25 protein-coding genes, 1 tRNA gene and 2 pseudogenes are annotated in these 25100 nt (G+C 59.0%); 17 read left to right on the forward strand and 11 right to left on the reverse strand.

Features of this window, described 5'->3' with window-relative positions:
• Genes rbsK through BM017_RS27235 form a run of 3 tightly spaced genes read left to right on the forward strand, consistent with a single transcriptional unit; the run spans nt 1 to nt 2373 of the window.
• Entirely contained in the window at nt 1-918 is a 918-nt protein-coding gene (gene rbsK, locus BM017_RS27225; protein ID WP_092250396.1) for a ribokinase, read from the forward strand.
• Nucleotides 915-1319 (forward strand): D-ribose pyranase, encoded by a 405-nt coding sequence (gene rbsD, locus BM017_RS27230; RefSeq protein ID WP_071492190.1) that lies wholly within the window; start codon nt 915-917, stop codon nt 1317-1319. The genes rbsK and rbsD overlap by 4 nt, the downstream gene beginning before the upstream one ends.
• A gap of 25 nt (nt 1320-1344) precedes the next feature.
• Complete coding sequence (locus tag BM017_RS27235; protein ID WP_071492189.1) at nt 1345-2373, forward strand: nucleoside hydrolase; 1029 nt, start codon at nt 1345-1347, stop codon at nt 2371-2373.
• A 24-nt stretch (nt 2374-2397) separates the two neighbouring features.
• On the opposite strand, the gene BM017_RS27240 is transcribed toward BM017_RS27235, so the two are convergent.
• The gene (locus BM017_RS27240) at nt 2398-2610 is read right to left on the reverse strand and encodes a hypothetical protein (protein ID WP_010209115.1); all 213 of its coding nucleotides are present in this window, start codon (nt 2608-2610) and stop codon (nt 2398-2400) included.
• A 170-nt stretch (nt 2611-2780) separates the two neighbouring features.
• Here BM017_RS27240 and BM017_RS27245 point away from each other — a divergent pair, with 170 nt between their 5' ends.
• Nucleotides 2781-3089 carry a hypothetical protein gene (locus tag BM017_RS27245; RefSeq protein WP_071492213.1) on the forward strand — a complete coding sequence of 103 codons (309 nt, stop codon included), beginning with the start codon at nt 2781-2783 and terminating at the stop codon, nt 3087-3089.
• 143 nt (nt 3090-3232) lie between these two features.
• Entirely contained in the window at nt 3233-3553 is a 321-nt protein-coding gene (locus BM017_RS27250) for an I78 family peptidase inhibitor (protein WP_092250399.1), read from the forward strand.
• A gap of 73 nt (nt 3554-3626) precedes the next feature.
• On the opposite strand, the gene BM017_RS27255 is transcribed toward BM017_RS27250, so the two are convergent.
• Both BM017_RS27255 and BM017_RS27260 read right to left on the reverse strand, forming a co-directional pair.
• Complete coding sequence (locus BM017_RS27255) at nt 3627-3839, reverse strand: cold-shock protein (protein ID WP_003234260.1); 213 nt, start codon at nt 3837-3839, stop codon at nt 3627-3629.
• Between the two features lie 289 nt (nt 3840-4128).
• Complete coding sequence (locus tag BM017_RS27260; protein WP_016978147.1) at nt 4129-4443, reverse strand: hypothetical protein; 315 nt, start codon at nt 4441-4443, stop codon at nt 4129-4131.
• Nucleotides 4444-4810: 367 nt separating this feature from the next.
• Here BM017_RS27260 and thrS point away from each other — a divergent pair, with 367 nt between their 5' ends.
• The 11 genes and pseudogenes from thrS to BM017_RS29780 all read left to right on the forward strand — a co-directional run.
• Nucleotides 4811-6733 (forward strand): threonine--tRNA ligase, encoded by a 1923-nt coding sequence (thrS, locus tag BM017_RS27265; RefSeq protein ID WP_003192490.1) that lies wholly within the window; start codon nt 4811-4813, stop codon nt 6731-6733.
• Nucleotides 6733-7284 (forward strand): translation initiation factor IF-3, encoded by a 552-nt coding sequence (gene infC, locus BM017_RS27270; RefSeq protein WP_169850653.1) that lies wholly within the window; start codon nt 6733-6735, stop codon nt 7282-7284. Before thrS ends, infC begins: the two co-directional genes overlap by 1 nt.
• A 60-nt stretch (nt 7285-7344) precedes the next feature.
• A complete protein-coding gene (gene rpmI, locus BM017_RS27275; RefSeq protein ID WP_002553160.1) occupies nt 7345-7539 on the forward strand; it encodes a 50S ribosomal protein L35 in 195 nt (64 codons plus the stop codon).
• A 30-nt stretch (nt 7540-7569) separates the two neighbouring features.
• Nucleotides 7570-7926, forward strand: coding sequence for a 50S ribosomal protein L20 (gene rplT / locus BM017_RS27280; RefSeq protein WP_002553161.1), 357 nt, complete (start codon nt 7570-7572; stop codon nt 7924-7926).
• Nucleotides 7927-8034: 108 nt separating this feature from the next.
• On the forward strand, nt 8035-9051 hold the full coding sequence (gene pheS, locus BM017_RS27285; RefSeq protein ID WP_003192486.1) for a phenylalanine--tRNA ligase subunit alpha: 1017 nt from the start codon (nt 8035-8037) through the stop codon (nt 9049-9051).
• A gap of 26 nt (nt 9052-9077) precedes the next feature.
• Nucleotides 9078-11456 (forward strand): phenylalanine--tRNA ligase subunit beta, encoded by a 2379-nt coding sequence (pheT, locus tag BM017_RS27290; protein WP_092250402.1) that lies wholly within the window; start codon nt 9078-9080, stop codon nt 11454-11456.
• A 3-nt stretch (nt 11457-11459) separates the two neighbouring features.
• Nucleotides 11460-11762: an integration host factor subunit alpha gene (gene ihfA / locus BM017_RS27295; protein WP_002553164.1), complete on the forward strand. Its 303-nt coding sequence runs from the start codon at nt 11460-11462 to the stop codon at nt 11760-11762.
• Nucleotides 11743-12099, forward strand: coding sequence for a MerR family transcriptional regulator (locus BM017_RS27300; RefSeq protein WP_010209127.1), 357 nt, complete (start codon nt 11743-11745; stop codon nt 12097-12099). The genes ihfA and BM017_RS27300 overlap by 20 nt, the downstream gene beginning before the upstream one ends.
• A gap of 90 nt (nt 12100-12189) precedes the next feature.
• A tRNA-Pro gene (locus BM017_RS27305) sits at nt 12190-12266 on the forward strand.
• 305 nt (nt 12267-12571) lie between these two features.
• A pseudogene (locus BM017_RS29775) lies at nt 12572-13258 on the forward strand (PAS domain-containing protein); the annotation flags it as partial.
• Nucleotides 13259-13360: 102 nt separating this feature from the next.
• A pseudogene (locus BM017_RS29780) lies at nt 13361-13795 on the forward strand (methyl-accepting chemotaxis protein); the annotation flags it as partial.
• 102 nt (nt 13796-13897) lie between these two features.
• Here BM017_RS29780 and BM017_RS27315 read toward each other — a convergent pair.
• The 7 genes from BM017_RS27315 to BM017_RS27345 form a co-directional block, all read right to left on the reverse strand.
• Nucleotides 13898-15538: an AMP-binding protein gene (locus BM017_RS27315; protein ID WP_092250408.1), complete on the reverse strand. Its 1641-nt coding sequence runs from the start codon at nt 15536-15538 to the stop codon at nt 13898-13900.
• Nucleotides 15539-15668: 130 nt separating this feature from the next.
• Entirely contained in the window at nt 15669-16844 is a 1176-nt protein-coding gene (locus tag BM017_RS27320; RefSeq protein WP_092250411.1) for a GTP-binding protein, read from the reverse strand.
• A complete protein-coding gene (gene nthB, locus BM017_RS27325; protein ID WP_092250414.1) occupies nt 16841-17503 on the reverse strand; it encodes a nitrile hydratase subunit beta in 663 nt (220 codons plus the stop codon). The genes BM017_RS27320 and nthB overlap by 4 nt, the downstream gene beginning before the upstream one ends.
• A 41-nt stretch (nt 17504-17544) precedes the next feature.
• Nucleotides 17545-18147, reverse strand: a complete 603-nt coding sequence (gene nthA, locus BM017_RS27330) for a nitrile hydratase subunit alpha (protein WP_092250418.1) — start codon at nt 18145-18147, stop codon at nt 17545-17547.
• Between the two features lie 80 nt (nt 18148-18227).
• Nucleotides 18228-19742 carry an amidase gene (locus BM017_RS27335; RefSeq protein ID WP_092250421.1) on the reverse strand — a complete coding sequence of 505 codons (1515 nt, stop codon included), beginning with the start codon at nt 19740-19742 and terminating at the stop codon, nt 18228-18230.
• Between the two features lie 118 nt (nt 19743-19860).
• Nucleotides 19861-20730 carry a transporter gene (locus BM017_RS27340; RefSeq protein WP_092250424.1) on the reverse strand — a complete coding sequence of 290 codons (870 nt, stop codon included), beginning with the start codon at nt 20728-20730 and terminating at the stop codon, nt 19861-19863.
• Nucleotides 20727-21794, reverse strand: coding sequence for an aliphatic aldoxime dehydratase (locus BM017_RS27345; protein ID WP_092250426.1), 1068 nt, complete (start codon nt 21792-21794; stop codon nt 20727-20729). Before BM017_RS27345 ends, BM017_RS27340 begins: the two co-directional genes overlap by 4 nt.
• Nucleotides 21795-22341: 547 nt before the next feature.
• Here BM017_RS27345 and BM017_RS27350 point away from each other — a divergent pair.
• Nucleotides 22342-23277 carry an AraC-like ligand-binding domain-containing protein gene (locus BM017_RS27350; RefSeq protein WP_092250429.1) on the forward strand — a complete coding sequence of 312 codons (936 nt, stop codon included), beginning with the start codon at nt 22342-22344 and terminating at the stop codon, nt 23275-23277.
• A gap of 540 nt (nt 23278-23817) precedes the next feature.
• Here the strand turns inward: BM017_RS27350 and BM017_RS27360 are convergent.
• Nucleotides 23818-25071 carry an OprD family porin gene (locus tag BM017_RS27360; protein WP_092250435.1) on the reverse strand — a complete coding sequence of 418 codons (1254 nt, stop codon included), beginning with the start codon at nt 25069-25071 and terminating at the stop codon, nt 23818-23820.
• Between the last annotated feature and the right edge of the window lie 29 nt (nt 25072-25100).

The raw sequence follows: 25100 nt of genomic DNA on the forward strand, positions 1-25100 counted from the left end.
ATGCCAGCAAAAGTAGTGGTAATAGGCAGCTTGAACATGGACCTGGTCACCCGTGCCAGCCGGTTGCCCCGTGCCGGTGAAACCTTGATCGGCCAGACATTCTCAACCGTACCTGGCGGCAAGGGTGCGAACCAGGCGGTAGCCTGCGCACGCTTGGGGGCCGATGTGTCGATGATCGGCTGTGTCGGCAGCGATGCCTATGGCATCCAGTTGCGCGATGCGTTGGTGGTGGAAGGCATCGATTGCCAGGCCGTCAGCACCGTGGACGGTTCCAGTGGCGTGGCCTTGATCGTGGTCGACGACAGCAGTCAGAACGCGATTGTGATCGTGGCGGGCAGTAACGGCGAACTGACGCCAGCCTCATTGCAGGCGTTTGATGCGGTGCTGCAGACGGCTGAGGTGATCGTCTGCCAGCTGGAAGTGCCGATGAATACGGTAGGCTATGCCCTCAAGCGCGGTCGTGAGCTGGGCAAGACGGTGATCCTCAACCCTGCACCGGCCAGCGCGCCGTTGCCGGCCGAGTGGTACGCCTCGATCGACTACCTGATCCCCAATGAAAGCGAAGCTGGCGCACTGAGTGGTGTGGCCGTCGACTCCATTGACAGTGCCAAGGCCGCGGCCACCCAACTGATCCTGGCGGGCGCCGGCAAAGTCATCGTCACCCTGGGCTCTCAGGGCGCACTGTTTACCGACGGCCAGAATTTCGAGCACCTGCATGCGCCCAAGGTCAAGGCGGTAGACACAACGGCAGCGGGTGATACGTTCGTCGGTGGCTTTGCTGCGGCGTTGGCCAACGGCAAGAGCGAGGCCGAGGCCATTCGTTTTGGCCAGGTCGCGGCGGCATTGTCGGTCACCCGCGCCGGTGCGCAGCCCTCTATTCCAACGCTGCACGACGTACAAGGTTTTGTGCCCTCATGAAAAAGACACCTCTGCTCAATATTGCCCTGTCGCGTGTGATCGCCTCCCTGGGGCACGGTGACATCCTCGTGATCGGTGACGCTGGCCTGCCGGTGCCGCCGGGTGTCGAGTTGATCGACCTGGCATTGACCCAGGGCATCCCGGATTTCATCAGCACCTTGCGTATCGTGCTCAGCGAGATGCAGGTTGAACGCCATGTGCTGGCGGAAGAAATCCTGCTCAAGCAACCACCGGCGCTGGTCGAGCTCAATGCGCTCACAGAGCAGGCGGCCCTCGGTGAGCGGCGCCTGGTCAGCCATGACGAATTCAAGCAGCTCAGCCACAAGGCGCGCGCGGTGGTGCGCACTGGTGAATGCCAGCCTTACTGCAATATCGCGCTGGTGTCCGGCGTAACGTTCTAGCGTTCTCAACGACAAGGAGTGTTTTATGCAATATGGTCTTCCCACCCTGAAAAACCTGTTCCGGAGTGTTCTGCTTTTGTCTGCGCTCACTGCTGCAAGCGCCCAGGCGGCGGAAAAAATCGACCTGATCATCGACACCGACCCAGGCGCCGATGATGTGGTGGCATTGTTGTTCGCCATGGCCTCCCAGGATGAGCTGAACATTCGCGCGCTCACCACCGTCGCCGGCAACGTGCGCCTGGACAAGACCTCCCGCAATGCACGCCTGGCCCGTGAATGGGCGGGGCGCGAGGACATCCCGGTGTACGCCGGTGCGCCCGCACCGCTGCTGCGCACGCCGATCTACGCCGAGAATATCCACGGTAAGGAGGGCATTTCCGGCGTCACCGTGCATGAGCCGAAAAAGGGCCTGGCGGACGGCAATGCCGTTGATTACCTGATCAATACCCTCAGCACTGCCAAGCCGCACAGCATCACCATCGCGATGCTCGGCCCGCAGACGAACCTGGCGCTGGCGCTGACCCAGGCACCGGAAATCACTCAGGGCATCAAGGAAGTCGTGGTAATGGGCGGCGCGCACTTCAACGGCGGCAATATCACGCCGGTGGCGGAGTTCAACCTGTTCGCCGACCCGGTCGCGGCTGAGATTGTGCTCAAGAGCGGCGTCAAGCTGACCTACCTGCCGCTGGACGTGACCCACAAGGTTCTGACCAGCGAAGCGCGCCTGAAAAAGATCGCCGACCTCAAGAACAACGCGAGCAAGGTGGTTGGCGATATTCTCAATGAATATGTCAAGGGCGACATGGAGCACTACGGTATTCCCGGCGGCCCGGTGCATGATGCAACCGTTATTGCCTACCTGCTCAAGCCTTCGCTGTTCAGCGGACGTGAGGTCAACGTGGTGGTGGACAGCCGTGAAGGCCCAACCTTCGGCCAGACCATTGTCGACTGGTACGACGGCCTGAAACAACCGAAGAACGCGTTCTGGGTGGAGAACGGTGATGCCCAGGGCTTTTTCGATCTGCTGACCGAGCGCCTGGCGCGTCTGAAGTAATGGGTTGACCGGTCCAGTCGGTTCTTATTCGCGCTCGGGGTCATGTGCCCCCATGTGATCGGCCGGGTATTTCTCGAATATCTGGCCGATGAACGCTTGGGCTGCCTGCGTACCCAGTTCCTTGACCAGCAGGTCGATGCCGATGATCGCCAATTCCTCTGGGCTGCCGGGGCTGTAGGAGCTTTGTCCTTGGGGCCACTTGGCTTTGATATCGGCTTGGAGCGTTACGGTGGTCATGTAGGTCTCACGGGGCTGAAAGTACTGGGCAATGCGCTGGAACGCGGTTCTTACCGGGCCAGTTAACCATTTTGCATCGCGTTTGGCACTGATACTTAGGCATGAGTCGATTCGGCATGACGCTGCTGCTGTGCGACACTGTCCGCCTGTTTAATTGCCGGGGACACCACGTGCAGATCGATTTGAACAACCCCGAGAACCTGACGCTGGCGAATGTGCGCCAGCTCCTCGCCAGTGCCAGTGACGATGAACATGCCCAATTGCGGGTGACCAAGGCCGGAATTGCCTATATCTCTTCAGGGAGGGTTGTCGGTGGCGTTGATATCGATGGGCTGCTGTTCCGGCTGGAGACTTGGGCCAAGGGTTCCGGATACGTAGGGAATGTGGCCGCCAGTGATGAAGTCTGGGTGACACAGATCTTCAATGCACTGAAGGAAAACTGGCCGAAGCCTGCGTTCGACTACATCGACATCTATTGAGCACATTCATATCCGGTCACGATTGAGCGGGCGAATGCCTGGCCCGACTCAGGCAAACTTGCCCGGCGGCGGTTTACGTCTTGAAACCAATCCGCACAATCGCTGTCGCACGATCTCTGTCCATTTTTATCATAGGAGGCTTCATGCCTTGGAAGCTCGCATCATTCGGTACTTTGTTGGCGGCACTTGCGTTGGCGGGTTGCAGCACCCCGGGTGCCTCTGAGCCAGGCAAAGACGCCACCGTGACCGACGCCGGTCATAGCCGCTGTGAGTCGAAGGCCGCCGAATTCACGATCGGCCAGAAAGCCTCGCCCGAGTTGCTGGAGCAGGCGCGTACCCGTGCCGGTGCGCAGAACGCGCGGATCCTCAAGCCGAATGACATGATCACCCTGGAATACCGCTCCGACCGCCTCAACCTGAACACCGATGACAACCTGGTGATCACGCGGGTCAATTGCGGCTAAGTCTCTCAAGGCTTTTGCAGTGCCCATAAAAAACCCCGTCACATGGACGGGGTTTTTTTAGCTCAGCGGAGAATTACTCGCCGCGAACCTGTGCAGCTTGCATACCCTTTTGGCCTTTCTCAGCCACGAAGGAAACGGTTTGGCCTTCTTTCAGGCTTTTGAAACCGTCGCTTTCGATAGCTTTGAAGTGTACGAACAGGTCGTCACCGCCACCTTGAGGAGTGATGAAGCCGAAGCCTTTTTCATCGTTGAACCATTTAACGGTGCCGGTTTGGCGATTAGACATGGTGTATCTCCAAGAAACATATATTTTCAGTAGTGCTGTGCTGCTCAGGCCAACTGGGCACACCGGGCTATCATAGTCGAAATGTTCGGCTTGGGAGCCCCCCCAAGGCATTGTTTGCTAATCAATAGCGTTGCGTTTAGTCCCTGTTCCGGCTGAAAGCCCCGATCCACGGGGCTTTCGCCCGAAATATCAACTGGTAAAAAAAGCCGTAAAAGCTGCGTAATTTGTGAGAAATGGCAGTTTTACAGCCGTTTTACCGGTAAAAAAATCGTCTGATCTGTGGCGGATCTTACTTTTTCTTCACGACTTTGCAGGACGAAATAGCCGCGACTGCTTTGTTCTTAAGCTCCGGGCTGGCGTTCTGGTTGGTCATGAGCTCTTTGATTTCCGCGGTGCTCAATTCGGCGTTGATCTTGTCGGCGCCACATTCGCAGTGGGCTTTGGCAGTTTTGACGTCTACGTTCTGGCTGGCGGCTGCGCTGCAATCGCTGACGAAGCTGTCACGGGCACCGGCTGGCCAGTTGGACGGAGCGGCCGCCTGTGCACCGAGGGAAAGAAGGGTCAGGGAAGCGGCGAGAGCGAGGGTAGAGGTAAAACGCATCATGAGGATGCTCCTTTGGGTCGAGGACGAACGGCGATTCTCAGTGGGTTTGAGGCATTGCGTACAGCTCAAGTTCACTTTTGCAGCTATAAATGGCGGATTTTGTCGTAACGCAAGATAGCAGCGCCGCGATGACCGTTCATCTGTGCTAGCATCTTGCGCTTGGCTATTTCCAGGCGTGCCAATTGCCGCCTTGCCAGGTTCTTTTTAGCTCACTCCAGTCACTCTGGTTCGATTATCGGTTGGCCGAAAGGCTCCTGCCGCTGTAAGGCAGGCGTTCATCATTGAACGGCCTGGTGTTGGATCTTGTACTGGCTCATCCCAACCCACGTGACCTTTGGTAGGGGTCACCACTAGGAGAGGAGGCGCCATGCCAACTATTACTCTTCCCGACGGCAGTCAACGTTCATTCGATCACCCGGTTTCCGTAGCCGAGGTCGCCGCATCCATTGGTGCAGGCCTGGCCAAGGCCACTGTGGCCGGCAAGGTCGACGGCAAGCTGGTCGATGCCAGCGACCTGATCACCTCCGATGCCAGCCTGCAAATCATCACGCCCAAGGATCAAGAGGGGCTGGAGATCATTCGCCACTCTTGCGCGCACTTGATTGGCCATGCGGTCAAGCAGCTGTACCCCACCGCGAAGATGGTGATCGGTCCCGTCATTGAAGAAGGCTTCTATTACGACATTGCCTACGAGCGTCCTTTCACTCCGGACGACCTGGCTGCCATCGAACAACGCATGCACGCGCTGATCGAAAAAGACTACGACGTGATCAAGAAGGTCACGCCGCGCGCCGAAGTGATCGACGTGTTCACCGCCCGTGGCGAAGACTACAAACTGCGCCTGGTGGAAGACATGCCGGACGAGCAGGCCATGGGCCTGTACTACCACGAAGAATACGTCGACATGTGCCGTGGCCCGCACGTGCCGAACACACGCTTTCTCAAGTCCTTCAAGCTGACCAAGCTGTCCGGCGCCTACTGGCGTGGGGACGCGAAGAACGAGCAACTGCAGCGGATCTATGGCACTGCCTGGGCTGACAAGAAGCAACTGGCGGCCTACATCCAGCGCATCGAAGAAGCCGAGAAACGCGACCACCGCAAGATCGGCAAGCGCCTGAACCTGTTCCACCTCCAGGAAGAAGCGCCGGGCATGGTGTTCTGGCATCCGAACGGTTGGACCCTGTACCAGGTGCTCGAGCAATACATGCGCAAAGTTCAGCGCGAAAATGGCTACCTGGAGATCAAGACACCTCAGGTCGTTGACCGCAGCCTGTGGGAAAAGTCCGGGCACTGGGCCAACTACGCCGACAACATGTTCACCACCCAGTCGGAAAACCGCGACTACGCCATCAAGCCCATGAACTGCCCTTGCCACGTGCAGGTGTTCAACCAGGGCCTGAAGAGCTACCGCGAGTTGCCGATGCGCCTGGCCGAGTTCGGTGCCTGCCACCGTAACGAGCCATCGGGTGCGCTGCACGGCATCATGCGCGTGCGTGGTTTTACCCAGGACGACGCCCACATCTTCTGCACCGAGGAGCAGATGCAGGCCGAATCAGCCGCGTTCATCAAGCTGACCATGGACGTTTATCGTGATTTCGGCTTTACCGAAGTCGAGATGAAGCTGTCCACTCGTCCGGAAAAACGCGTCGGCTCCGACGAACTGTGGGACCGCGCCGAAGCGGCACTGGCCGCTGCGCTCGACAGTGCGGGCCTTGCGTACGACCTGCAACCGGGCGAGGGCGCTTTCTACGGTCCGAAGATCGAGTTCTCGCTGAAAGATTGCCTTGGCCGCGTCTGGCAGTGTGGTACCCTGCAGCTCGATTTTAACCTGCCGATCCGTCTGGGAGCCGAATACGTCTCCGAAGACAACAGCCGTAAGCACCCGGTTATGCTGCACCGGGCGATCCTTGGCTCGTTCGAACGGTTCGTCGGGATCCTGATCGAGCACTACGAGGGTGCATTCCCTGCGTGGCTGGCTCCGACCCAGGCAGTGATCATGAATATCACTGATAAACAGGCAGATTTTGCCGCTGAAGTTGAAAAAACACTCAACGAAAGCGGATTTCGTGCCAAGTCCGACTTGAGAAATGAAAAGATCGGCTTTAAAATCCGCGAGCATACTTTGCTCAAGGTTCCCTATCTTTTGGTTATCGGAGATCGGGAAGTCGAGATGCAGACTGTCGCTGTGCGTACTCGTGAAGGTGCTGACCTGGGCTCGATGCCCGTCGCCCAGTTCGCTGAGTTCCTCGCGCAAGCGGTTTCCCGGCGTGGTCGCCCAGATTCGGAGTAATTATTATTAAGCGTGAAATGAGACAAGATAAACGAGCTGCACCGAAAGCCCCGATCAACGAGAATATCTCGGCACGCGAGGTTCGGTTAATTGGCGCTGACGGCGAGCAGATTGGCATCGTCTCGATTGATGAAGCGCTTCGTATCGCTGAAGAGTCCAAACTGGACCTGGTGGAAATCTCCGCCGACGCAGTCCCGCCTGTTTGCCGGGTGATGGACTACGGCAAGTCGATCTTCGAAAAGAAGAAGCAGATTGCTGCGGCGAAGAAGAACCAGAAGCAGATTCAAGTAAAAGAAATCAAGTTTCGTCCAGGGACGGAGGAAGGGGATTACCAGGTAAAACTGCGCAACCTGGTACGTTTCCTGAGTGATGGGGACAGGGCCAAGGTATCCTTGCGATTCCGCGGCCGTGAGATGGCCCACCAGGAGCTGGGGATGGAACTCCTCAAGCGGGTTGAAGCTGACCTGCTCGAGTACGGTTCGGTCGAACAGCATCCTAAGATGGAAGGACGCCAGCTGATCATGGTCATCGCCCCGAAAAAGAAGAAGTAATCAACAGGGCACGGCAGGCCTTCTGATTATGTTTATCAACTGAATGCGGAGTATCCGAACATGCCAAAGATGAAGACTAAAAGTGGTGCTGCTAAGCGGTTTCTGAAAACTGCTAACGGTATCAAGCACAAGCACGCTTTCAAGAGCCACATCCTGACCAAAATGTCGACCAAGCGTAAGCGTCAACTGCGCGGTAGCAGCTTGCTGCATCCGTCTGACGTGGCAAAAGTCGAGCGCATGCTGCGCCTTCGTTAATTTTTGGATCAAGAATAGAGGAAGTAACTCATGGCTCGTGTAAAGCGTGGCGTCATTGCCCGTAAGCGTCACAAAAAAATTCTGAAACTTGCTAAAGGCTACTACGGCGCGCGTTCACGCGTATTCCGTGTTGCCAAGCAAGCGGTAATCAAGGCAGGCCAATACGCCTACCGTGACCGTCGTCAGAAAAAACGTCAGTTCCGCGCTCTGTGGATCGCTCGTATCAACGCTGGTGCACGTGTTAACGGTCTGTCCTACAGCCGTTTCATCGCTGGCCTGAAAAAAGCGTCCATCGAGATCGACCGTAAGGTTCTGGCTGATCTGGCAGTGAACGAAAAAGCGGCGTTTGCTGCGATTGTCGAGAAAGCTAAAGCCACCTTGGCTTAAGTACCCCCGACAGTCACCCTGGGTTACGCTGTAGCCCAAGGTGTTAAACGTCATAAATAGGGGAAGAGCCTTCAAGCTCTTCCCCTATTTTGTATCTGGAGTCTGTACATGGAAAACCTGGACGCGCTCGTCGCTCAAGCCCTTGAGGCTGTGCAAAGCGCTGAAGATGTAAATGCCCTGGAGCAAATCCGGGTTCACTACCTTGGCAAAAAAGGTGAATTGACTCAGGTGATGAAGACCCTGGGGAATTTGCCGGCTGAAGAGCGCCCGCAAGTCGGTGCGCTGATCAACGTCGCCAAGGAGCGTGTCACAGAGGTGCTCAATGCGCGCAAGGCGTCGCTCGAGGAGGCCGATCTTGCGGCCAAGCTCGCCGCCGAGTCCATTGACGTAACCCTGCCTGGCCGTGGTCAGGCCTCGGGCGGTCTGCATCCGATCACCCGGACTCTGGAACGTATCGAACAGTTCTTCACCCATATCGGCTACGGCATCGCCGAAGGCCCTGAGGTCGAAGACGATTATCACAACTTCGAGGCGCTCAACATCCCAGGCCACCACCCGGCCCGGTCGATGCACGACACCTTCTATTTCAACGCGAACATGTTGTTGCGCACCCATACCTCGCCGGTACAGGTCCGCACCATGGAAGCGAACAAGCCGCCGATCCGCATCGTCTGCCCAGGCCGTGTATACCGCAGCGACTCCGATATCACCCACTCGCCGATGTTTCACCAGGTCGAAGGCCTGCTGGTTGATCGCGATATCAACTTCGCCGACCTCAAGGGCACCATCGAAGAATTCCTGCGGGTGTTCTTCGAGAAGGAGCTGGCGGTACGTTTCCGTCCATCGTTCTTCCCGTTCACCGAGCCGTCCGCTGAAGTCGATATGGAATGCGTGATGTGCAGTGGTAAAGGCTGCCGCGTCTGCAAACAGACCGGCTGGCTGGAAGTGATGGGCTGCGGCATGGTTCACCCCAACGTGCTGCGCATGTCCGGTATCGATCCGGAAGAATTCTCGGGCTTTGCCTTCGGCATGGGTGTAGAGCGTCTGGCCATGCTGCGTTACGGCGTGAACGACTTGCGTCTGTTCTTCGACAACGACTTGCGGTTCCTCGCGCAATTTCGCTAGTCGTAACGAATCTTTAGGAGAGCAGGATGAAATTCAGTGAACAATGGCTGCGTGGCTGGGTAAGCCCGCAGGTTAGTCGCGACGAGCTGGTTGCGCGTCTGTCGATGGCCGGTCTTGAGGTCGATAGCGTTACGCCGGCCGCCGGTGTTTTCAGTGGCGTGGTGGTAGGCGAGGTGCTGAGCACCGAGCAGCATCCCGACGCTGACAAGTTGCGCGTATGCCAGGTGAGCAATGGCGCGGAAACCTTCCAGGTCGTGTGCGGAGCGCCCAATGTGCGCCCGGGCCTGAAGATCCCGTTCGCCATGATCGGTGCCGAGTTGCCGGGCGACTTCAAGATCAAGAAGGCCAAGCTGCGTGGCGTTGAGTCCAACGGCATGCTGTGTTCCCAGGCGGAGCTGCAGGTCGGCGAGGGCAATGATGGCCTGATGGAACTGCCGGCCGACGCGCCCGTGGGCCAGGACATCCGCGTTTACCTGGAACTGGAAGACGCCAGCATCGAGGTCGACCTGACCCCGAACCGTGGCGACTGCCTGTCCCTGGCTGGCCTGGCGCGTGAAGTGGGCGCTTTGTACAACGCCCCGGTCACTCGTCCGGTCGTTGCAGCTGTACTCGCTGTGCACGACGAAGTACGTCCGATCGACGTGCTGGCCCCCAACGCCTGCCCACGTTACCTGGGCCGGGTGATCCGCAACGTCGACCTGTCCAGGCCCACCCCGCTGTGGATGGTTGAACGCCTGCGCCGCGCTGATGTGCGCAGCATCGACGCTGCCGTCGACATCACCAACTACGTGATGCTGGAGCTGGGTCAACCGCTGCACGCGTTCGACCTTGCCGAAATCAACGGCGGCATCCGTGTGCGCATGGCGGAAGAAGGCGAGAAGCTGGTGCTGCTCGATGGTCAGGAAGTCAGCCTTCGCGCAGACACCCTGGTTATCGCCGACCACTCCCGCGCCCTGGCGATTGCCGGCGTGATGGGTGGCGAGCACAGCGGCGTATCCGCTACCACTCGCGACGTATTCCTCGAAAGCGCATTCTTCGACCAGATCGCTATCGCCGGCAAGGCCCGTTCCTATGGCCTGCACACCGACGCGTCGCACCGCTATGAGCGCGGCGTAGACTGGAACCTCGCCCGTGAAGCCATGGAGCGCGCCACTGGCCTGCTGCTGGAAATCACCGGCGGCGAAGCCGGCCCGATCACCGAAACTGTCAACAAGCAGTTCCTGCCATCGGTTGCGCCGATCACCCTGCGTGCCAAAAGCGTTGAGCAGATGCTTGGCCTGGTGATCGAACCGGCTGAAATCGAGCAACTGTTGTCCGCCCTCGGCCTGGGTATTTCCGCCGGTGGGGAAGGGCAGTGGAGCGTTGAAGTACCAAGCCATCGCTTCGATATCAGCCTGGAAGTTGACCTGATCGAAGAACTGGCCCGCCTCTACGGCTACAACCGCCTGCCGGTTCGTTACCCGCAAGCGCGCCTGGCGCCGCAACCCAAGGCCGAGGCGCGTGCGCACCTGCCTGAGCTGCGTCGCCTGCTGGTTGCCCGTGGCTACCAGGAAGCGGTGACCTACAGTTTCATCGATCCCAAGCAGTTCGAACTGTTCAACCCTGGCGTCGAGCCGCTGCTGTTGGCGAACCCGATCTCCAACGACATGGCGGCCATGCGTTCGTCCCTGTGGCCAGGCCTGGTGAAAGCACTTTCCCATAACTTGAACCGTCAGCAAGACCGCGTGCGCATGTTCGAGAGCGGCCTGCGTTTCGTTGGCCAGCTCGATGGCCTGAAGCAAGAGCCAATGCTGGCTGGCGTGGTGTGCGGTAGCCGCCTGCCGGAAGGTTGGGCGCAGGGCCGCGATGCCGTGGACTTCTTCGACGTCAAGGCTGACGTGGAAGCGGTGCTGGGCTTTGCCGGTGCACTGGACGCCTTCACCTTCGTACCAGGCAGCCATCCGGCGTTGCACCCAGGCCAGACAGCACGCATCGAGCGCGAAGGGCGTTTGGTAGGTTTCGTCGGTGCCCTTCACCCTGAACTGTCGAAAACCCTCGGTCTTGATCGTCCGGTGTTTGTGTTCGAACTGGTCCTGGCTGAAGTGGCTTCGGGCAAAATGCCTAAATTCAGCGAGCTGTCGCGCTTCCCTGAAGTGCGCCGTGACCTGGCGCTGATTGCCGACCGTGACGTGGCTGCCACTGCCGTTCTGGATGTAATCCGTGAAAATGCAGGGGAATGGCTGACAGACCTCAGGCTATTTGACGTCTATCAGGGTAAAGGTATTGATCCGCATAGAAAAAGCCTTGCAGTTGGCTTGACCTGGCAGCATCCATCGCGCACTCTTAATGACGATGAGGTGAATGCCACGACACAAAATATCCTCACCTCGCTCGAACAAAGGTTGAACGCCACGTTAAGGAAGTGACGTATGGGGGCTTTGACGAAAGCTGAGATGGCGGAACGTCTGTACGAAGAGTTGGGTCTGAACAAGCGCGAGGCCAAGGAATTGGTCGAGCTGTTTTTTGAAGAGATCAGACACGCTCTGGAAGACAACGAACAGGTCAAATTGTCCGGTTTCGGCAATTTTGACCTGCGGGACAAACGCCAGCGGCCTGGCCGCAATCCAAAAACGGGAGAAGAAATCCCGATCACGGCTCGCCGTGTGGTCACCTTTCGTCCAGGGCAGAAGTTGAAGGCCCGAGTTGAGGCTTATGCTGGAACCAAGTCATAACGACGAGCTACCCGTCATCCCAGGCAAACGCTACTTCACCATTGGTGAAGTCAGCGAGCTTTGTGCGGTAAAGCCGCACGTGCTGCGCTATTGGGAGCAGGAGTTTCCTCAGCTCAACCCCGTCAAACGCACCGGGAACCGTCGGTATTATCAGCGCCAGGATGTGCTGATGATCCGACAGATCCGAGCGTTGCTCTACGATCAGGGGTTCACCATCAGCGGCGCGCGTCAGCGTATGTCCGGTGATGAAGCCAAAGACGACACCACCCAATACAAACAAATGATCCGCCAGATGATTGCCGAACTCGAAGATGTGCTGGTGGTTCTGAAAAAGTAATTCCGGCTTTTAAAATACTTCCACATTTCAAAAGCTTGCGGTATATTCCGGTTCGCTTCGTCAAGAAGCAAACCCAGTAACACGCCTAGTCGGGGCGTAGCGCAGTCCGGTAGCGCACTAGCATGGGGTGCTAGGGGTCGAGTGTTCGAATCACTCCGTCCCGACCATTATTCCTGAGTAAAATCAGACTCTTAAGCCGATCAGATAGATCGGCTTTTTTGTGCCTGCACAAAACTTCTCGTTGATTTCGCTGATGTTCAGATCCGGAACTGCCTCGGACCAGATGATTTCCCCATGGGTCCCGCTGATAGTTCTTGGTCATGCCCTCAATTTGCGCCATGAGACGCCGATACGATAGGTATGACCCAAGAGGCGATGTCCTATGTTCAATGCAAGCCTTAAGAAACAGCTTCAATCTCAGACCAGTGAACTGTTAGAGCTTCGCCAACTGCGTGATGGCCTGAACCGTGAAATGCTGACGTTGAGTATCGACTCGTCGTTTAACATCACGGCCTGCAACGAAAACTTTGGAAATACGCTGGGCTACGCTCCGGATCAGCTTGTCGGTCGCGCCATGGCCGAGATTGTTCCCTCGTATGTCTCCAAACTGCCGTGCTTTCATAACTTTCGAGCGGCGGTGGCCGCGGGTAAGTCAATCAGCGACGATTACAGATACCTTCATGCCAATGGTTCGTTGGTGTGGATTCATGCACATTGGCAGCCAATCATGGACGCGAGCGGCCAGTTGAGTCATGTCACGTGCTACGCGACGAACATTACCTCCCGAGTGGAAAAAGCCTCGGAAAATGCGTCGTTCATTGAGGCGTTATTACGTTCTACTGCGGTGATCGAGTTTGATCTCTCCGGGCATGTACTGATGGCGAATGATCAGTTTCTACAAGCCATGGGCTACAACCTGGGACAGGCAAAAGGGAGCCATCACCGTGTTTTCTGTAAACCGGAGCTGACTTCGTCCCAGGCGTACAAGGACTTCTGGGCAAAGCTGAACAGAGGTGAATTTGTTGCCGGCCGGTTCGAACGTATAGACAGTCGCGGCCAAACGGTGTGGCTGGAAGCGACCTACAACCCGGTTTACGACACCGAAGGCAATCTTTGCAAAGTGGTGAAGTTCGCCACGGTAGTGACCGATCAAGTGGCCCGTGAGCAAGAAGTAAGCGGGGCCGCCCAGACGGCATTTGAAATTTCTCAGCAAACGGATGTCAGCGCTCAACGAGGCGCAGTCGTCGTCAACGATACGATGCATACCATGCGTAAGATCGCCGTTGATATGCAGGCGGCCTCCGGGGGAGTAGAAGCGCTGGGCAAACAGTCATTGTTGATCAGCTCGATTATTCAGACGATCAGCAGCATCGCGCAGCAAACCAATCTTCTTGCTTTGAATGCTGCGATTGAAGCGGCTCGCGCAGGTGAACAAGGTCGAGGATTTGCCGTTGTGGCTGATGAGGTTCGACAATTGGCGGGCAGAACCAGCACGGCGACTGAAGAAATCGCGTCGGTTGTCTTGCAGAATCAGAAGTTGGTCGATGAGACCGTCGCTGAGATGGCCAACAGCAAGTCCCAAGCCGAGCAAGGCCTGGAACTTGCCACTCAGGCAGGCCAGGTGATTGTTGAAATCCAGGACGGTGCCAAGCAAGTAGTCGACGCCGTGGGCAGGTTTGCGACCCAGTTGGCTTAGGGAGCGAAAGGGCGCGCCACAGCTGTCATCAAGGATGGGGCCTGGACACGGCCCTGCGCTGAAACGCCGGCCGGCTCAGCACAGGAACCATCCGCCCCTGAGTCATGTGTCGAGTGCCTGCTGTTTGGCTATTTCCTGGTTGCGCAAAATAAACCGCTGCAACTTTCCACTCGGTGTCTTGGGTACTTGTTCGACGAATTCGATTTCCCGCGGGTAAGCATGTGCAGCCAGGCGCTCTCGCACGTGCAGGCGCAGGACTTCCGCCAATTCGGCGCTGGGCGAATACTGGCCATGCAATACGATAAACGCCTTGATCAGTTCGGTGCGCTGCGGGTCGGGTTTGCCGATCACCGCGGCCTCGACCACCGCCGGGTGTTCGATCAACGCGCTCTCGACATCGAAAGGCCCGACGCGATAGCCCGAGGTGGTGATCACGTCGTCGTTACGGCCGACGAAGCTGATGCTGCCGGCGTCATTCAACTCCACGATATCGCCGCTCAAGTAATAGCGGCTGACGAAGGCGTTGGTCGGCATCGCGAAGTAGCCGTTGAACCAGCACTGCGGCGAACGCTCGCGGTCCACCGCCAGCACGCCAGGCTGGCCAGTCGGCAATTCCTGGTGGGCGTCATCCAGCACGACAATCCGGTATCCCGGCACCGCATAGCCGGCCGAGCCCTCACGTACCGGGTGGCGTAGCCCATGATGATTGCACAGCACCATGCCGATTTCGGTCTGGCCGTAATGGTCGTGGATGACCACGCCGAGCTGTTCGGCAAACCAACGGATGACTTGCGGGTTGAGCGGCTCGCCGGCGCTGCTGACGATACGCAGATGGCCGCGCACGGCGTCGGCGAACTCGGCTCCTGCCGCGATCAGCAGGCGATAGGCTGTCGGCGAGCCGGCCAGGTTTCGGATGTTGTATTTGGCGATGATCCGGCAGGTACTCTCCACCGAAAACGGCCCGTCATAAAACAATGTGGCATGGCCACATGCCAATGGACCGGTCACCGCGTAGTACAGGCCATACGCCCAGCCAGGGTCGGCGAGGTTCCAGAATGGCTCGTCCTCACGCAGGTCGATTGCATCACGCATATAGCCCTTGAAGGCCAGGAGGGCGCTTAAAGGCACTTCCAGCGGTTTGGCCGGCCCGGTGGTGCCCGAGGTGCACATCAGCAGAAAAGGCGCACTGGCATCCAGCAACTCGGGCGCGCATTCGGTGTGTTGATGACCCAGTGCACTCCAGAAATCGTAATCGCCCGGGGCCCGTGCATGATCGTCGGTCACCAGGATGCCTGGGCAGTCCGGGATGTCATCCAGCTTGGAACGGTTGTGCGCGTCGGTCACGATCCAGCGGGCCTTGGAGCAGCCCAATCGCTGCTCGATCGCCTTGGGACCGAATGCGGTAAAAAGCGGCTGGTAGACCGCGCCGATACGCCAGGTGCCCAAGATGGCGATCAACAGTTCAACCGTGCGTGGCATCAGACCCGCGACACGCTCTCCGGGCTTGACTCCCTGTTCCCGCAGAAAATTGCCGAAGCGCGCAGCGTGGGCCTGCAGTTCGCTGAAGCGGTAATGCGTGGCACGGCCATCCCGCGTTTCGCAATACAACGCCACGGCATTTGCGTCGGCGTGGCGGTCGCAGCATTCGACGCAGGCATTCAAGGCATTCAGCTCGCCCTGCAAATCCTGCGCGGCCAGGCGTAAAAAATCGAAGGAGTTCACTGCTGAGTCGTAATCGCGCATAACGTACCTGATTGTTATTGTTGGATTAGGTGCTTTGCCCACGCCCACGGTGCGGGGGGGAGGTTGCCCCAGCCTGCAAGGCGGCCGACAGGGCCTGTGCGTCAAAGGCAGCCGCCCCCGGCAGGGCTCGCTAGGCCGACGGCCCGGCGGCGATTTCCTCGGCACTAAGCAGGCAGTGGTCGAGTTCACGCTGTAAAGCATGGGGGTCGAGATCCTGGCCGATGAACACCCACTCCTGCCGACAGTCGCCGACGATGCTGTCCCACTTGGCCATGATGCTCTGCAACCGGTATTTATCCCGGGGCCACTGCGACTGCTCGATAAAGTTCCACCAGTGCCCGACGTAGTCCCACTGGAACTGCGCGCCGCTTTGCGCCAGCAGGCCGGTTTCCAAGTGTCGGCTGGCCAGCCAGAAATACCCTTTGCTGCGTAACAGGCGGCCGTTGCTCCAGGGCCGTTGGAGGAAATCGAGCAAGCGTTGTGGATGGAAGGGCGCGCGTTCGCGGTATACCCAAGACGTCACGCCATAGGTGTCCGACTCGGAGGCCGGAGCGTCTTCAACCTCCATTTTCCTCATCCAGCCCGGCGACGCCGCAAGTCTGGGCAAGTCAAACAGATGGGTGTCGAGGAGGCGGGTCAATTCGACCTGGCCGTGGGCCATCGGCATGATCCGGGCAGTCGGATTAAGGCCTGCGAGAATCGCCCGCACAGCCTGATAACCCGGCTCGTCGATCAGGTCCCGTTTGTTGACGAGAATGACGTTGGCGTACTCCACCTGCTCGATCAGCAGGTCCGCCAGAGGACGCGCAGGGGTGCTCTCCTGTGTGTCGTCGCGGGCCACGGTGTCCGGTGACGCGAGCAATGCCTGGAAACGGCTGCCATCGACCACCGTCACCAGGGTGTCGAGCCGTGCCAGTTCGCTGAGGCTGAAACCTTCAGCGTCAAGGAAGGCGAACGTCTCGGCGACCGGCATTGGCTCCGAGATGCCCGTGGATTCGATGAGCAGGTAATCGAAACGCTGCTGACGCGCCAGGGCACTGATCTGTTCGAGCAGATCGGCGCGCAGCGTGCAGCAAATGCAGCCGTTGCTCATTTCGATCAGCTCATCGCGACCACGGTGCAGCGACACGTCGCGCTGCACCTCGGCGGCATCGATATTGACCTCGCTCATATCATTGACGATGACCGCCACCTTGAGGCCTTCGCGATTGCGCAGGATATGGTTGAGCAGGGTGGTCTTGCCGGCACCGAGGAAGCCGGAGAGCACCGTCACCGGCAGTCGGTCCGCCTGGGTGCCGTCCATCATACGTTCACCGTTCGAGGGGCATCGACGCGGTCCAGGTAGCTTTCGAACAGATCGACCACCACGAAGCCGTCGTCTGCCGCATCGCCCCACAGATCTTTCACGGCAAACTCCACATGGTAGGTCGGCTGATGCGCCGCGCTTGTATCGCCATGGCCGATCGCGTCCGGGAACGGCCATTTTTCCGACGTGCGATGCAACACCACGCCTTGCTTGCCACGCACATAGGCCGGCATGCGGATATGCCCGGCCACGTACTCGTCGCGCACGACCACGCGGTCACCGACCTCAAACGGCGCTCGACCGGTAATCGCCGCACGACCTCCAGCCTGTGCCGGGTTTGCCAGCTTGAAGTGAGAACCCAAGGCCTGGTCGAGCTCCGCCTGGGTGATGACGCCCGTTTCGACCAGCAGGGTGGCGGTCGCGATGACGTAGCGTTCATAGTACTGGGTGCCGACATGTTGGCGAACGTCCAGGCGTTCGACGGCATGACGCACTTCGTCCACGCTGAACTTCTTCAAATGATCGGCCCCGACGAACATCAAGCTGTAGGCCAGGTGCTCCCAGTCCTGCTTGAATACCTGTTTGTAGTCCAGGCTATTGATGGTGTGAGGGACTTTGCCAAAGCCTTGGAAACCGCCGAGATCGTGAAAGCCATCCATAATAGAAACTCCGGGAGTTGAACGATGATGCGTGGTTTTTCTCAGCCAACGCGGGGCAGGGCGACGCCGATCAGCACGTCTTTGGTCACGAGTGCCTGAAGCTGCGCCTCACTCATGTGCTCGGAACCTTCAGGCCTTACCGGCAACACCAGGTAGCGGGTCTCGGCGCTGGTATCCCAGACCTTGACCACCACGTCGGTTGGCAGCTCCGTCCCCAGTTCTTGCAGCACCGTGCGCCCCTCCCGGACCAGGCGTGCACGGAACTCGAAGCCCTTGTACCACTCGGGCGGCAGGCCGAGCACCGGCCAGTTGGTGCAGGAGCACAAGCTGCAGACAATGACGTTCTTCACCTGCGGCGTGTCTTCCAGCGCGACGATGTATTCGCCCTGCGGTCCGGTATAGCCGAACTGGGCACACGCAGCGGTGCCGTCCTTGAGCAACAGCGCCCGGAATTGCGGATCGACCCAGGCCTTGGCGACCACACGGGCGCCGTTCTCCGGGCTCCAGCCGTGCTCCATCAATTGCGTTAGCTGCTCGACGTAGCCCTCCGGGATAAGGTCCTTGCTCTTGAGGACTTGAAACAATGCCCAGGCTCGTTCACCCGGGGTTGAAGTGCCCGCAGGCGTGGAATTGGATGGACTCATGGGGTATCTCCTGTCAGTCAACGCGGTTGTGGAGTGGTTGAAACGTGTCGGTGTTTCTTATTGTTTTCCAGGTTGGGCGCTCAGAGCGTGCGCCAGTCCACCGTGGCTTCGAACGCCGCTGCGGCCTGGTAGATCGTGCCTTCGCCGTAGTGCCTGGCGACCAGCATCAGCCCGACGGGCAGCCCGTCCACCAGGCCGCAGGGAATCGACATGGCCGGATGCCCGGTGATGTCTTGTGGCGCGGTATTGCCGATCATTTCCAGGGCGCGCGCCACGTATTCAGTGATCGAACAGCCCGCTGGCGGGTGGGGCTGGGCGGTGATGGGCGTGGTCGGCATCACCAGCAGGTCATAGCTCTGCAAGGCCTTGTCATAGCCTTGCCGGGCGAAGCGGGCGAGGTTCTGTGCCTTGGCGTAATACCGCCCGTTGTAGTGGGTCAGGCCGTACTGGCCGACGAACATGCACAGCTTGAGCGACGCGGATAACTGGTCCGCCTGGTCGCGCCAACCGGCCTGTTTGTCCAGCAGGCCGACGTCGTACAGGCCTTTCCAGTTAAAGCCCGCGCCGTTGCCGTGCATCATCTGCATGGTCAAGCCTTCGCAACCGATGGGATGCCACAACGAACCTGCCAGGTTGTGTTCGGGAACGGACACCGGCTCGACATGGGCGCCCAACGCTTCGAGACGGGCGATAGCGTCGCGCACCTTGTCCGCCACGCGCGGGTCCTGATTGGCCAGCGCGAACCCCTCCTGCAACACGCCGATTCTGAGCCCGCTCACGCCCCGCGCCAGGTAACTGCAATAGTCATCGACCTGGGGCGCCGCCTGGCGTGGGTCGAGGCCATCGGAACCGGCCATGGCCTGCAGCATCAGCGCGTTGTCGTGCACGTTGGCGGAAATGGGGCCGACATGATCGATCGTCGCTTCAATCGCCATGATGCCGGTGTAGGGCACCAGGCCATGGGTGGGTTTCATGCCGTAGGTGCCGCAGAAGGCCGACGGGATGCGGATGGAGCCGCCTTGATCGCCGCCCACGGCGATGTCGACTTCACCAGTGGCGACCAATGCCGCGCTGCCCGATGAAGACCCGCCGGCGGCATACCCGTGGCGATGGGGGTTGTGTACCGGGGCTGGGTCAGAGGTATGGCTGCCGCCCGACAGACAGTAGTGCTCGCAAGTGGCTTTGCCGAGGATGGTCGCGCCGGCATCGAGCAAACGCGTGACCACGGTGGCATCGAAGCCCGGCACAAACCCTTCCAGCGGTGCGGCGCCGTTCATCATCGGGACGCCGGCCAGGGCGATGTTGTCTTTGAGCGCGACGGTTTTACCGGCCAGCAGGCCGCTACGGGCGCCATTTACTTCAGTCCGGTAGTACCACGCGTTGAGCGGGTTTTCCTTGGCCGAGGGACGATAGCCTGAGCTGCGCTCGTAACGTATCGGCGGAACGAAATCACACAGTTCGTCGACCAGGTCGTATGCATCGAAACTCGGTTGCATCAGGTCCAGGTAGGACGCCGCCTGTTCGTGGGTCAGTTGCATGTTCAACTGGGCCGCAATGGCTAACAGCTGATCAAGCGTGGGACGAGTAATGGCCATGATTTTCCTGTCTTTTTATCGATTCAGTCCGGGTAGCAATGGACACCAAATTAGGCCTCTATCACTGTGTTCGCATGGTTGAGCAGGACACGCATTTGGCTGAAAAGGACAGCGCCACTCAGAACACTTTCAAGACGCGCAGATTCAGGCGTGCACCTTCCCTGAAGCCTTGCTCCACCTCGATATCCCTGCCGAGCTGCGCCTGGACCTGCAAGGTTGGATCGATAAAGTGCGTGACCGTGAAACGTGCATAGGACGTCGATACGCCATCGTGCTGGTCAACGCCGTCGACGCTGGTTGCGGCCCCGGTGACATAGCCTCCGCCGAGGGCGAACGTGGTGCTTGGGGTCCAGTTGTAGCGCACGGCGGCCTGGTACTCGTAGCGCGTGTTTTCTTCGAGTTTTGCGCTGCTGGCGCCGTAGTCGTGATTGGTCGAAACCCAGGACACGTCTGCTACGGTGTCCAATGCCCACTGCGCTGAGAAGTGGTGGATGTAGGCTGCTTGTAGCGTCGCCCGCCAGCGATTCTCGCCCAGGTTCAAGGCATCGTTTTTGTCGTAGCTGCCCACGGGGATGTACAGGTAGGGGGCCAGGGCAAATACATCTTTGTTGGCGGTGGGCAGTGTCCACTTGAGCGGGGCGGTGAGAATCGGGTCGCCCACGCCGTGGGCATCGCCCAGTGCGCCGACATCGCCAGCGGCGTTCATGTAGCCGAACGGCAGCAATATCTGCGGTTCCCATGAAAGGTTTTCGCCGAGGCCTACGGCATGGATGTAACGCAGGATCCCTACGTCGGAGCTGAGCTTGGCGTTGTCCGAGGTTCGATGGCCGTTCTGATACAGCTCGGACCGGTCGGTGTGCTGGTAGTAAAACAGCACCGCATCGGCCCCGGCGGGCAGCGGCTCGAAATCCCCCGGCGCGACTTCAAGGGCCTGGCTTTTGGCAAATGGCAACATCCCCAGCACCAGCACGAGTCGACTCACTTTCATGGCCGTTCTCCTTGTGCGGCAGCGGCATCGCGCAGCATTCCGGTGTGCGGATGGCAGTTGATGTACTCGAAGATCTGGCTGTTGGCGTCTGACACTGACACTTCGTGGTACAGCCGCAACTTTTTCAAACCGGCGGCCACGCGGAAGAACGTCACGAAAATACGCAGGTGGGTCGGGTGGGATTCGGCCCAGCGCTCGAGTTTTTCCACCGAGCGCCAGTGGCCGATGTTGTAGCTGATGTCGAGAAAGTTGCCGTCCAGGTCGATATTGCGCACGAACCGATTGCTGTAGCAGCCCAACGGCTGGCCGTTGTCACGCAGGAAGTCCATGCCGTCCTGCAAGGTTGGCAGAATTTCGTCGAGGTACAGCGCGCGCTCATCCGCCTCGGCGTTCGCCCAATCCTGGCCGGAACGAATCAGCGTGAGGTTGTCATGCCCCAGCACCACCACCCGTCCGCCCCTGGCAGGATCACCGCTGATCACTTGCAGCTCACTGGTAGGCTTCATCCAGTCGGTCTGGGAGATCGGAAAGCGGTCGCGCATCGAGCCCCAGTAACCGTGCTCTTCGATTTCGCCGCTGGTCTTGTCCATGACTGCGCCGACACCGGGCAGATTGTCCTGGAAGGCGTACAGCGTCTCGAACTGTTCCGCGCGCGGTGCGCTGATTTCACGAAAATAGCCCAGCCCGTCGTCGAGGCGATCCTGGGAGGCCCACCAGTCGTTGACCGGTGCGCAGCGTGACCAGCGGCAGTGAGCTGCCGGGTCTTTCCAGTAGCCGACCACCATCAGGTTATCGAAGCCGCTGTTGTCGGTGTGGTGGGTCACGTCATGGTTCTGCGGGCCATCGACGAGGCTGAAGCTGCCAACGATGTGACGCATGGCCTGGAGCGCGGCTTCGCGCTGCGCTTCCCCTCGGTACTGCACGCCGAAGTAAGCCATCACCACCTGTTCCAATTGCTCGTCGGCGCGTGCAACCCACATGGCAAAGGGGGGCTGGTACTCTTCGGGCACACGGCGAGACAGGGTGCGTGGGCATTTGAGATGTGTGTCGATTGCAGATTCCATGTTGAGCTCCTCGTTATTTTCGTTCAGGCCTGCGGGTGGGCATCAGTGCTGGGGCGACGGGTCGCGCTTGGCGGTCTGTCGTCGGCGCAGCAGCTTCATGGCCCCCCACTCAATCAACCAATAAGCCGACTCTTCAGGCACGAGGTCGCGCCTCTGCAAGAGCCAGGAGGCATCAGCCGAAGGGTGTGAACAGTGTCGATGCATGCGTGCCTCATCAGCGGGGGGGGGGGGTGAGCTGCTGTGAGGTGGAAATTAGGCGTGACGGCAAGGCGGCGCTTGGTTCGTCGAGACAACCGTTTGGTTGGAAGAGACAACGCCGGAGGGGACTCCACGGGTGATCGGCGTTGGTGCGCCCGTGTCGAAAGCTCAGGCCTCTGTGCCTCTTATTGGGGACGACGAGGGCGTTGAAAGCCACGCTTGAGTGCAGGAAACCGATAGGCGTACGTGAGGGCGAGCGTCAATGTGCCTGGCCTGTTAATTGCTAGCGCTGAAAAGCCGGTAACACCTTTTCGAGTTCATACTGCATAGCTGTACCGAGGTCAGTGCCATGAATCCAAGCACTCAGTATTCGACCCTTGCCGTTGCTGCACCACGTCGATTTGATTACTGGAAAGAAGTGGTCTGTCGCCATTGCCTGGCGGCCGATAGCAAACCCCTGTCCCAGAGCAGTTTCGATGGCGTTCTTGCGGTCAATTCCGTGGGCGCTCTCGATCTCTGTTCCCTGTCATCGCCCCTGCATTACTGGGAGCGTTCCGAGCAGCATCTGCGCAGCGGTCCGGCCGACGATCTATGGTTGGGGTTTGCCCGAAACGGTTATGGACAGATCGAACAGAGCGGAAGAAAAGCCAGCCTGGCAACGGGCAATTTGTTTCTTTATGACGCAACGCAACCGTTCCGATTCAGCCTCGGTGGTACCGAAAACCACCTGGTGCGTATTCCGCGGGCATTGCTGACCGAACGCCTGCCGCGTATTGCGGAGCACACCGCGATGGTCCTGGATGATCGGCGGCCTGGCGTGATTCCCTTGCGGGAAATGCTGCGCCAAGCAGCGATTACGCCGGCATCCTTACAGGATCAGCACATCTCCAGTCGCTATTCAGGGGCATTGCTCGATCTTCTGGTGATCAGCCTGGAACTCCAGGACCTGAAGGCCACTCACCAGGAACTGGATCTTTACGGCCGCATCATGCAGTACATCCAACGGCATCTGGCCGAGCCGGACCTGTCGATTGAGGTCATCGCCCAAGCCCACAATGTGTCGACCCGCACCGTCACGCGCGCCTTCGCGCGGCACCAGAAAACCCCCGCCGCAGAAATCTGGAGGGAACGCCTGAATGCCAGCCGTGAAGCGATCGAGCGCGGCCAGGTGCGCAGTATCTCGCAAGCCGCACTGGACTTCGGGTTTTCTGACTTCTCCCACTTCAGCCATGCGTTCCGCAAAGCGTTCGGCGTCGCGCCTAACACGCTGTTGCAGCGAAATTGAATGATCAAGCAGGGGGAGCGCTAGCCGGCGCTCCTGTTCCTGGACATGTCAATCTCAAACGTTATCTCGTCCGCAAGCTGCTGCACGCTCGAGCGGTCTGCAAGCTTGGCCAGGTTGATACCCGTGGTGCAAAACATTGATTCAGTTTCTGGCGACCTGACAAAGACGGTAGCAGTCCAGCCATTGATCAGAACGCAATCGACCTTGTGCCCCGGCAGGCTCCGCTCCAGACCCTCGGTCAGCGATATTTTCTTCCAGCTGTGCATGATGACGTACTAACGTGGGTAGTGATGAACTGTTGACCTGTGCGCCTTCAAGAAGTGCCAATAGGCCATCATTTTCAATCTGAACAACCTTTATACCTAATTGATCAGGGCCCCGAATATTCCTGCGCTGCGCTTGCCAGCAGGTTGGCGCCAGTGCTCAGTGCCAGCACCGTAAACCACAGCACCAGGATCAGTACTTTGTTCTTGAACAGCATGTTGGGATGTCCTCACCTGAACCTTAAGGAAAGCGGCCGCAAGGGCCGCAATCGTCGACTTACCAGAGGGCAATGTCATAGGTGAGGTAAAGGCGGTTGCTGTCGCGGCCCCGGGAGAATTCAGAGCGATAGACATAGTTGCGCATGCGCACCCCCAGCCCCTTGAACGTGCCGGCCTGCACCACGTAGGCCAGCTCGGTATCACGCTCCCATTCCTTGACGGTGGTTGCGGACTTGCCGTCATTGCCGCTCAGGTAGCGCGTTGAAAAGGTCAGGCCGGGCACGCCGACGGCGGCGAAGTTGTAGCCGTAGTTGAGCATCCAGGTCTTCTCGTCCTCCTCGATGAATTTGCCGATGCCGGCGTTGCTGAACGAGTAGACGGTGGCGCCGCTGATGTAGGGCAGACCGGCATCTCCGCGAAGGGTCTGGTAGCCGCCGCCGACGGTATGGCCTGCGATCACGTAGGACAGCTGGCCGCTGAACATGTCGTTGTCGATTTTGCCTGCGTAGGCAGAGCCGCTATCGACACTGTTGAAGTAGCGCAGGTCGCTGGTCAGCACACCACCGGCCAGTGGCAGGTCGTGCTGGATACCGGCGAAATTCTGTCGGTAGAAGTTCTCGAGCTCTCCATAGAAATAACTCAAGCGAAGGTTTTTGCCCCATTTGTACTCAGCCCCCGCGTAGTTGAAATCCCTCGATTTTTCCCCGCTGTAGCCATCGGGCACGATCGGCACGCTGTTGGTGGAGTCGCGTAACTTGAAGCGGTCCAGGTGCCCGCCGGTGACGGTCAGGTTGTCGATGTCGGTGCTGCTGACCTGGGTGCCCTGGTAGGTCTGGGGCAACAAGCGTGCATCGTTGTAAATCAGTACCGGCGTCTTGGGCAGCAAGGTGCCGTACTTGACGGTGGTTTTGGCGAACCTGGCCTTCGCGGTAGCGCCGGCGCTGGCGAACTCGTCGGCTGCTCGCCCATCGTCATGCACCGGCATGAGCCCGGTGCCACTGCGACCGCGCCCCGAATCGAGCTTTACGCCATAGAGCCCCAGGGCGTCCACACCAAAGCCAAGGGTGCCCGGCGTGAATCCGGACTGATAGTCCAGCAGAAATCCCTGGGCCCACTCGGTACGCTCGCTTTTTGCCGTTCTGGCGGCTCGCGCACTCAAGCCGTGCTCGTCGCGAAAGTTCTCGTTGAAATACACATTGCGCAGTTGCAGCTTGAGTTTGCTGTCGTCAATAAAACCTTCGGCGTTCGCACTTGCGACCGGTACCAGGGCAAACGCGCAAAACAACGCCCGATGGGCATACACATGGTTCATGGCAAATGACTCTTTGTTGTTATTTGGGG

It is taken from the genome of Pseudomonas sp. NFPP04 (assembly GCF_900113815.1).
Taxonomy (GTDB): domain Bacteria; phylum Pseudomonadota; class Gammaproteobacteria; order Pseudomonadales; family Pseudomonadaceae; genus Aquipseudomonas; species Aquipseudomonas extremorientalis.

Coding starts and splice junctions, on each gene's coding strand:
- BM017_RS27345 (WP_092250426.1), bottom strand. CDS start 21,794: ATGGAATCTGCAATCGACACACATCTCAAATGCCCACGCACCCTGTCT.
- BM017_RS27320 (WP_092250411.1), bottom strand. CDS start 16,844: ATGATGGACGGCACCCAGGCGGACCGACTGCCGGTGACGGTGCTCTCC.
- nthA (WP_092250418.1), bottom strand. CDS start 18,147: ATGAGTCCATCCAATTCCACGCCTGCGGGCACTTCAACCCCGGGTGAA.
- BM017_RS27240 (WP_010209115.1), bottom strand. CDS start 2,610: ATGACCACCGTAACGCTCCAAGCCGATATCAAAGCCAAGTGGCCCCAA.
- BM017_RS27350 (WP_092250429.1), top strand. CDS start 22,342: ATGAATCCAAGCACTCAGTATTCGACCCTTGCCGTTGCTGCACCACGT.
- rbsK (WP_092250396.1), top strand. CDS start 1: ATGCCAGCAAAAGTAGTGGTAATAGGCAGCTTGAACATGGACCTGGTC.
- BM017_RS27235 (WP_071492189.1), top strand. CDS start 1,345: ATGCAATATGGTCTTCCCACCCTGAAAAACCTGTTCCGGAGTGTTCTG.
- thrS (WP_003192490.1), top strand. CDS start 4,811: ATGCCAACTATTACTCTTCCCGACGGCAGTCAACGTTCATTCGATCAC.
- BM017_RS27340 (WP_092250424.1), bottom strand. CDS start 20,730: ATGAAAGTGAGTCGACTCGTGCTGGTGCTGGGGATGTTGCCATTTGCC.
- BM017_RS27335 (WP_092250421.1), bottom strand. CDS start 19,742: ATGGCCATTACTCGTCCCACGCTTGATCAGCTGTTAGCCATTGCGGCC.
- rplT (WP_002553161.1), top strand. CDS start 7,570: ATGGCTCGTGTAAAGCGTGGCGTCATTGCCCGTAAGCGTCACAAAAAA.
- BM017_RS27260 (WP_016978147.1), bottom strand. CDS start 4,443: ATGATGCGTTTTACCTCTACCCTCGCTCTCGCCGCTTCCCTGACCCTT.
- pheT (WP_092250402.1), top strand. CDS start 9,078: ATGAAATTCAGTGAACAATGGCTGCGTGGCTGGGTAAGCCCGCAGGTT.
- BM017_RS27360 (WP_092250435.1), bottom strand. CDS start 25,071: ATGAACCATGTGTATGCCCATCGGGCGTTGTTTTGCGCGTTTGCCCTG.
- BM017_RS27315 (WP_092250408.1), bottom strand. CDS start 15,538: ATGCGCGATTACGACTCAGCAGTGAACTCCTTCGATTTTTTACGCCTG.
- ihfA (WP_002553164.1), top strand. CDS start 11,460: ATGGGGGCTTTGACGAAAGCTGAGATGGCGGAACGTCTGTACGAAGAG.
- BM017_RS27250 (WP_092250399.1), top strand. CDS start 3,233: ATGCCTTGGAAGCTCGCATCATTCGGTACTTTGTTGGCGGCACTTGCG.
- rpmI (WP_002553160.1), top strand. CDS start 7,345: ATGCCAAAGATGAAGACTAAAAGTGGTGCTGCTAAGCGGTTTCTGAAA.
- pheS (WP_003192486.1), top strand. CDS start 8,035: ATGGAAAACCTGGACGCGCTCGTCGCTCAAGCCCTTGAGGCTGTGCAA.
- BM017_RS27300 (WP_010209127.1), top strand. CDS start 11,743: ATGCTGGAACCAAGTCATAACGACGAGCTACCCGTCATCCCAGGCAAA.
- BM017_RS27255 (WP_003234260.1), bottom strand. CDS start 3,839: ATGTCTAATCGCCAAACCGGCACCGTTAAATGGTTCAACGATGAAAAA.
- rbsD (WP_071492190.1), top strand. CDS start 915: ATGAAAAAGACACCTCTGCTCAATATTGCCCTGTCGCGTGTGATCGCC.
- nthB (WP_092250414.1), bottom strand. CDS start 17,503: ATGGATGGCTTTCACGATCTCGGCGGTTTCCAAGGCTTTGGCAAAGTC.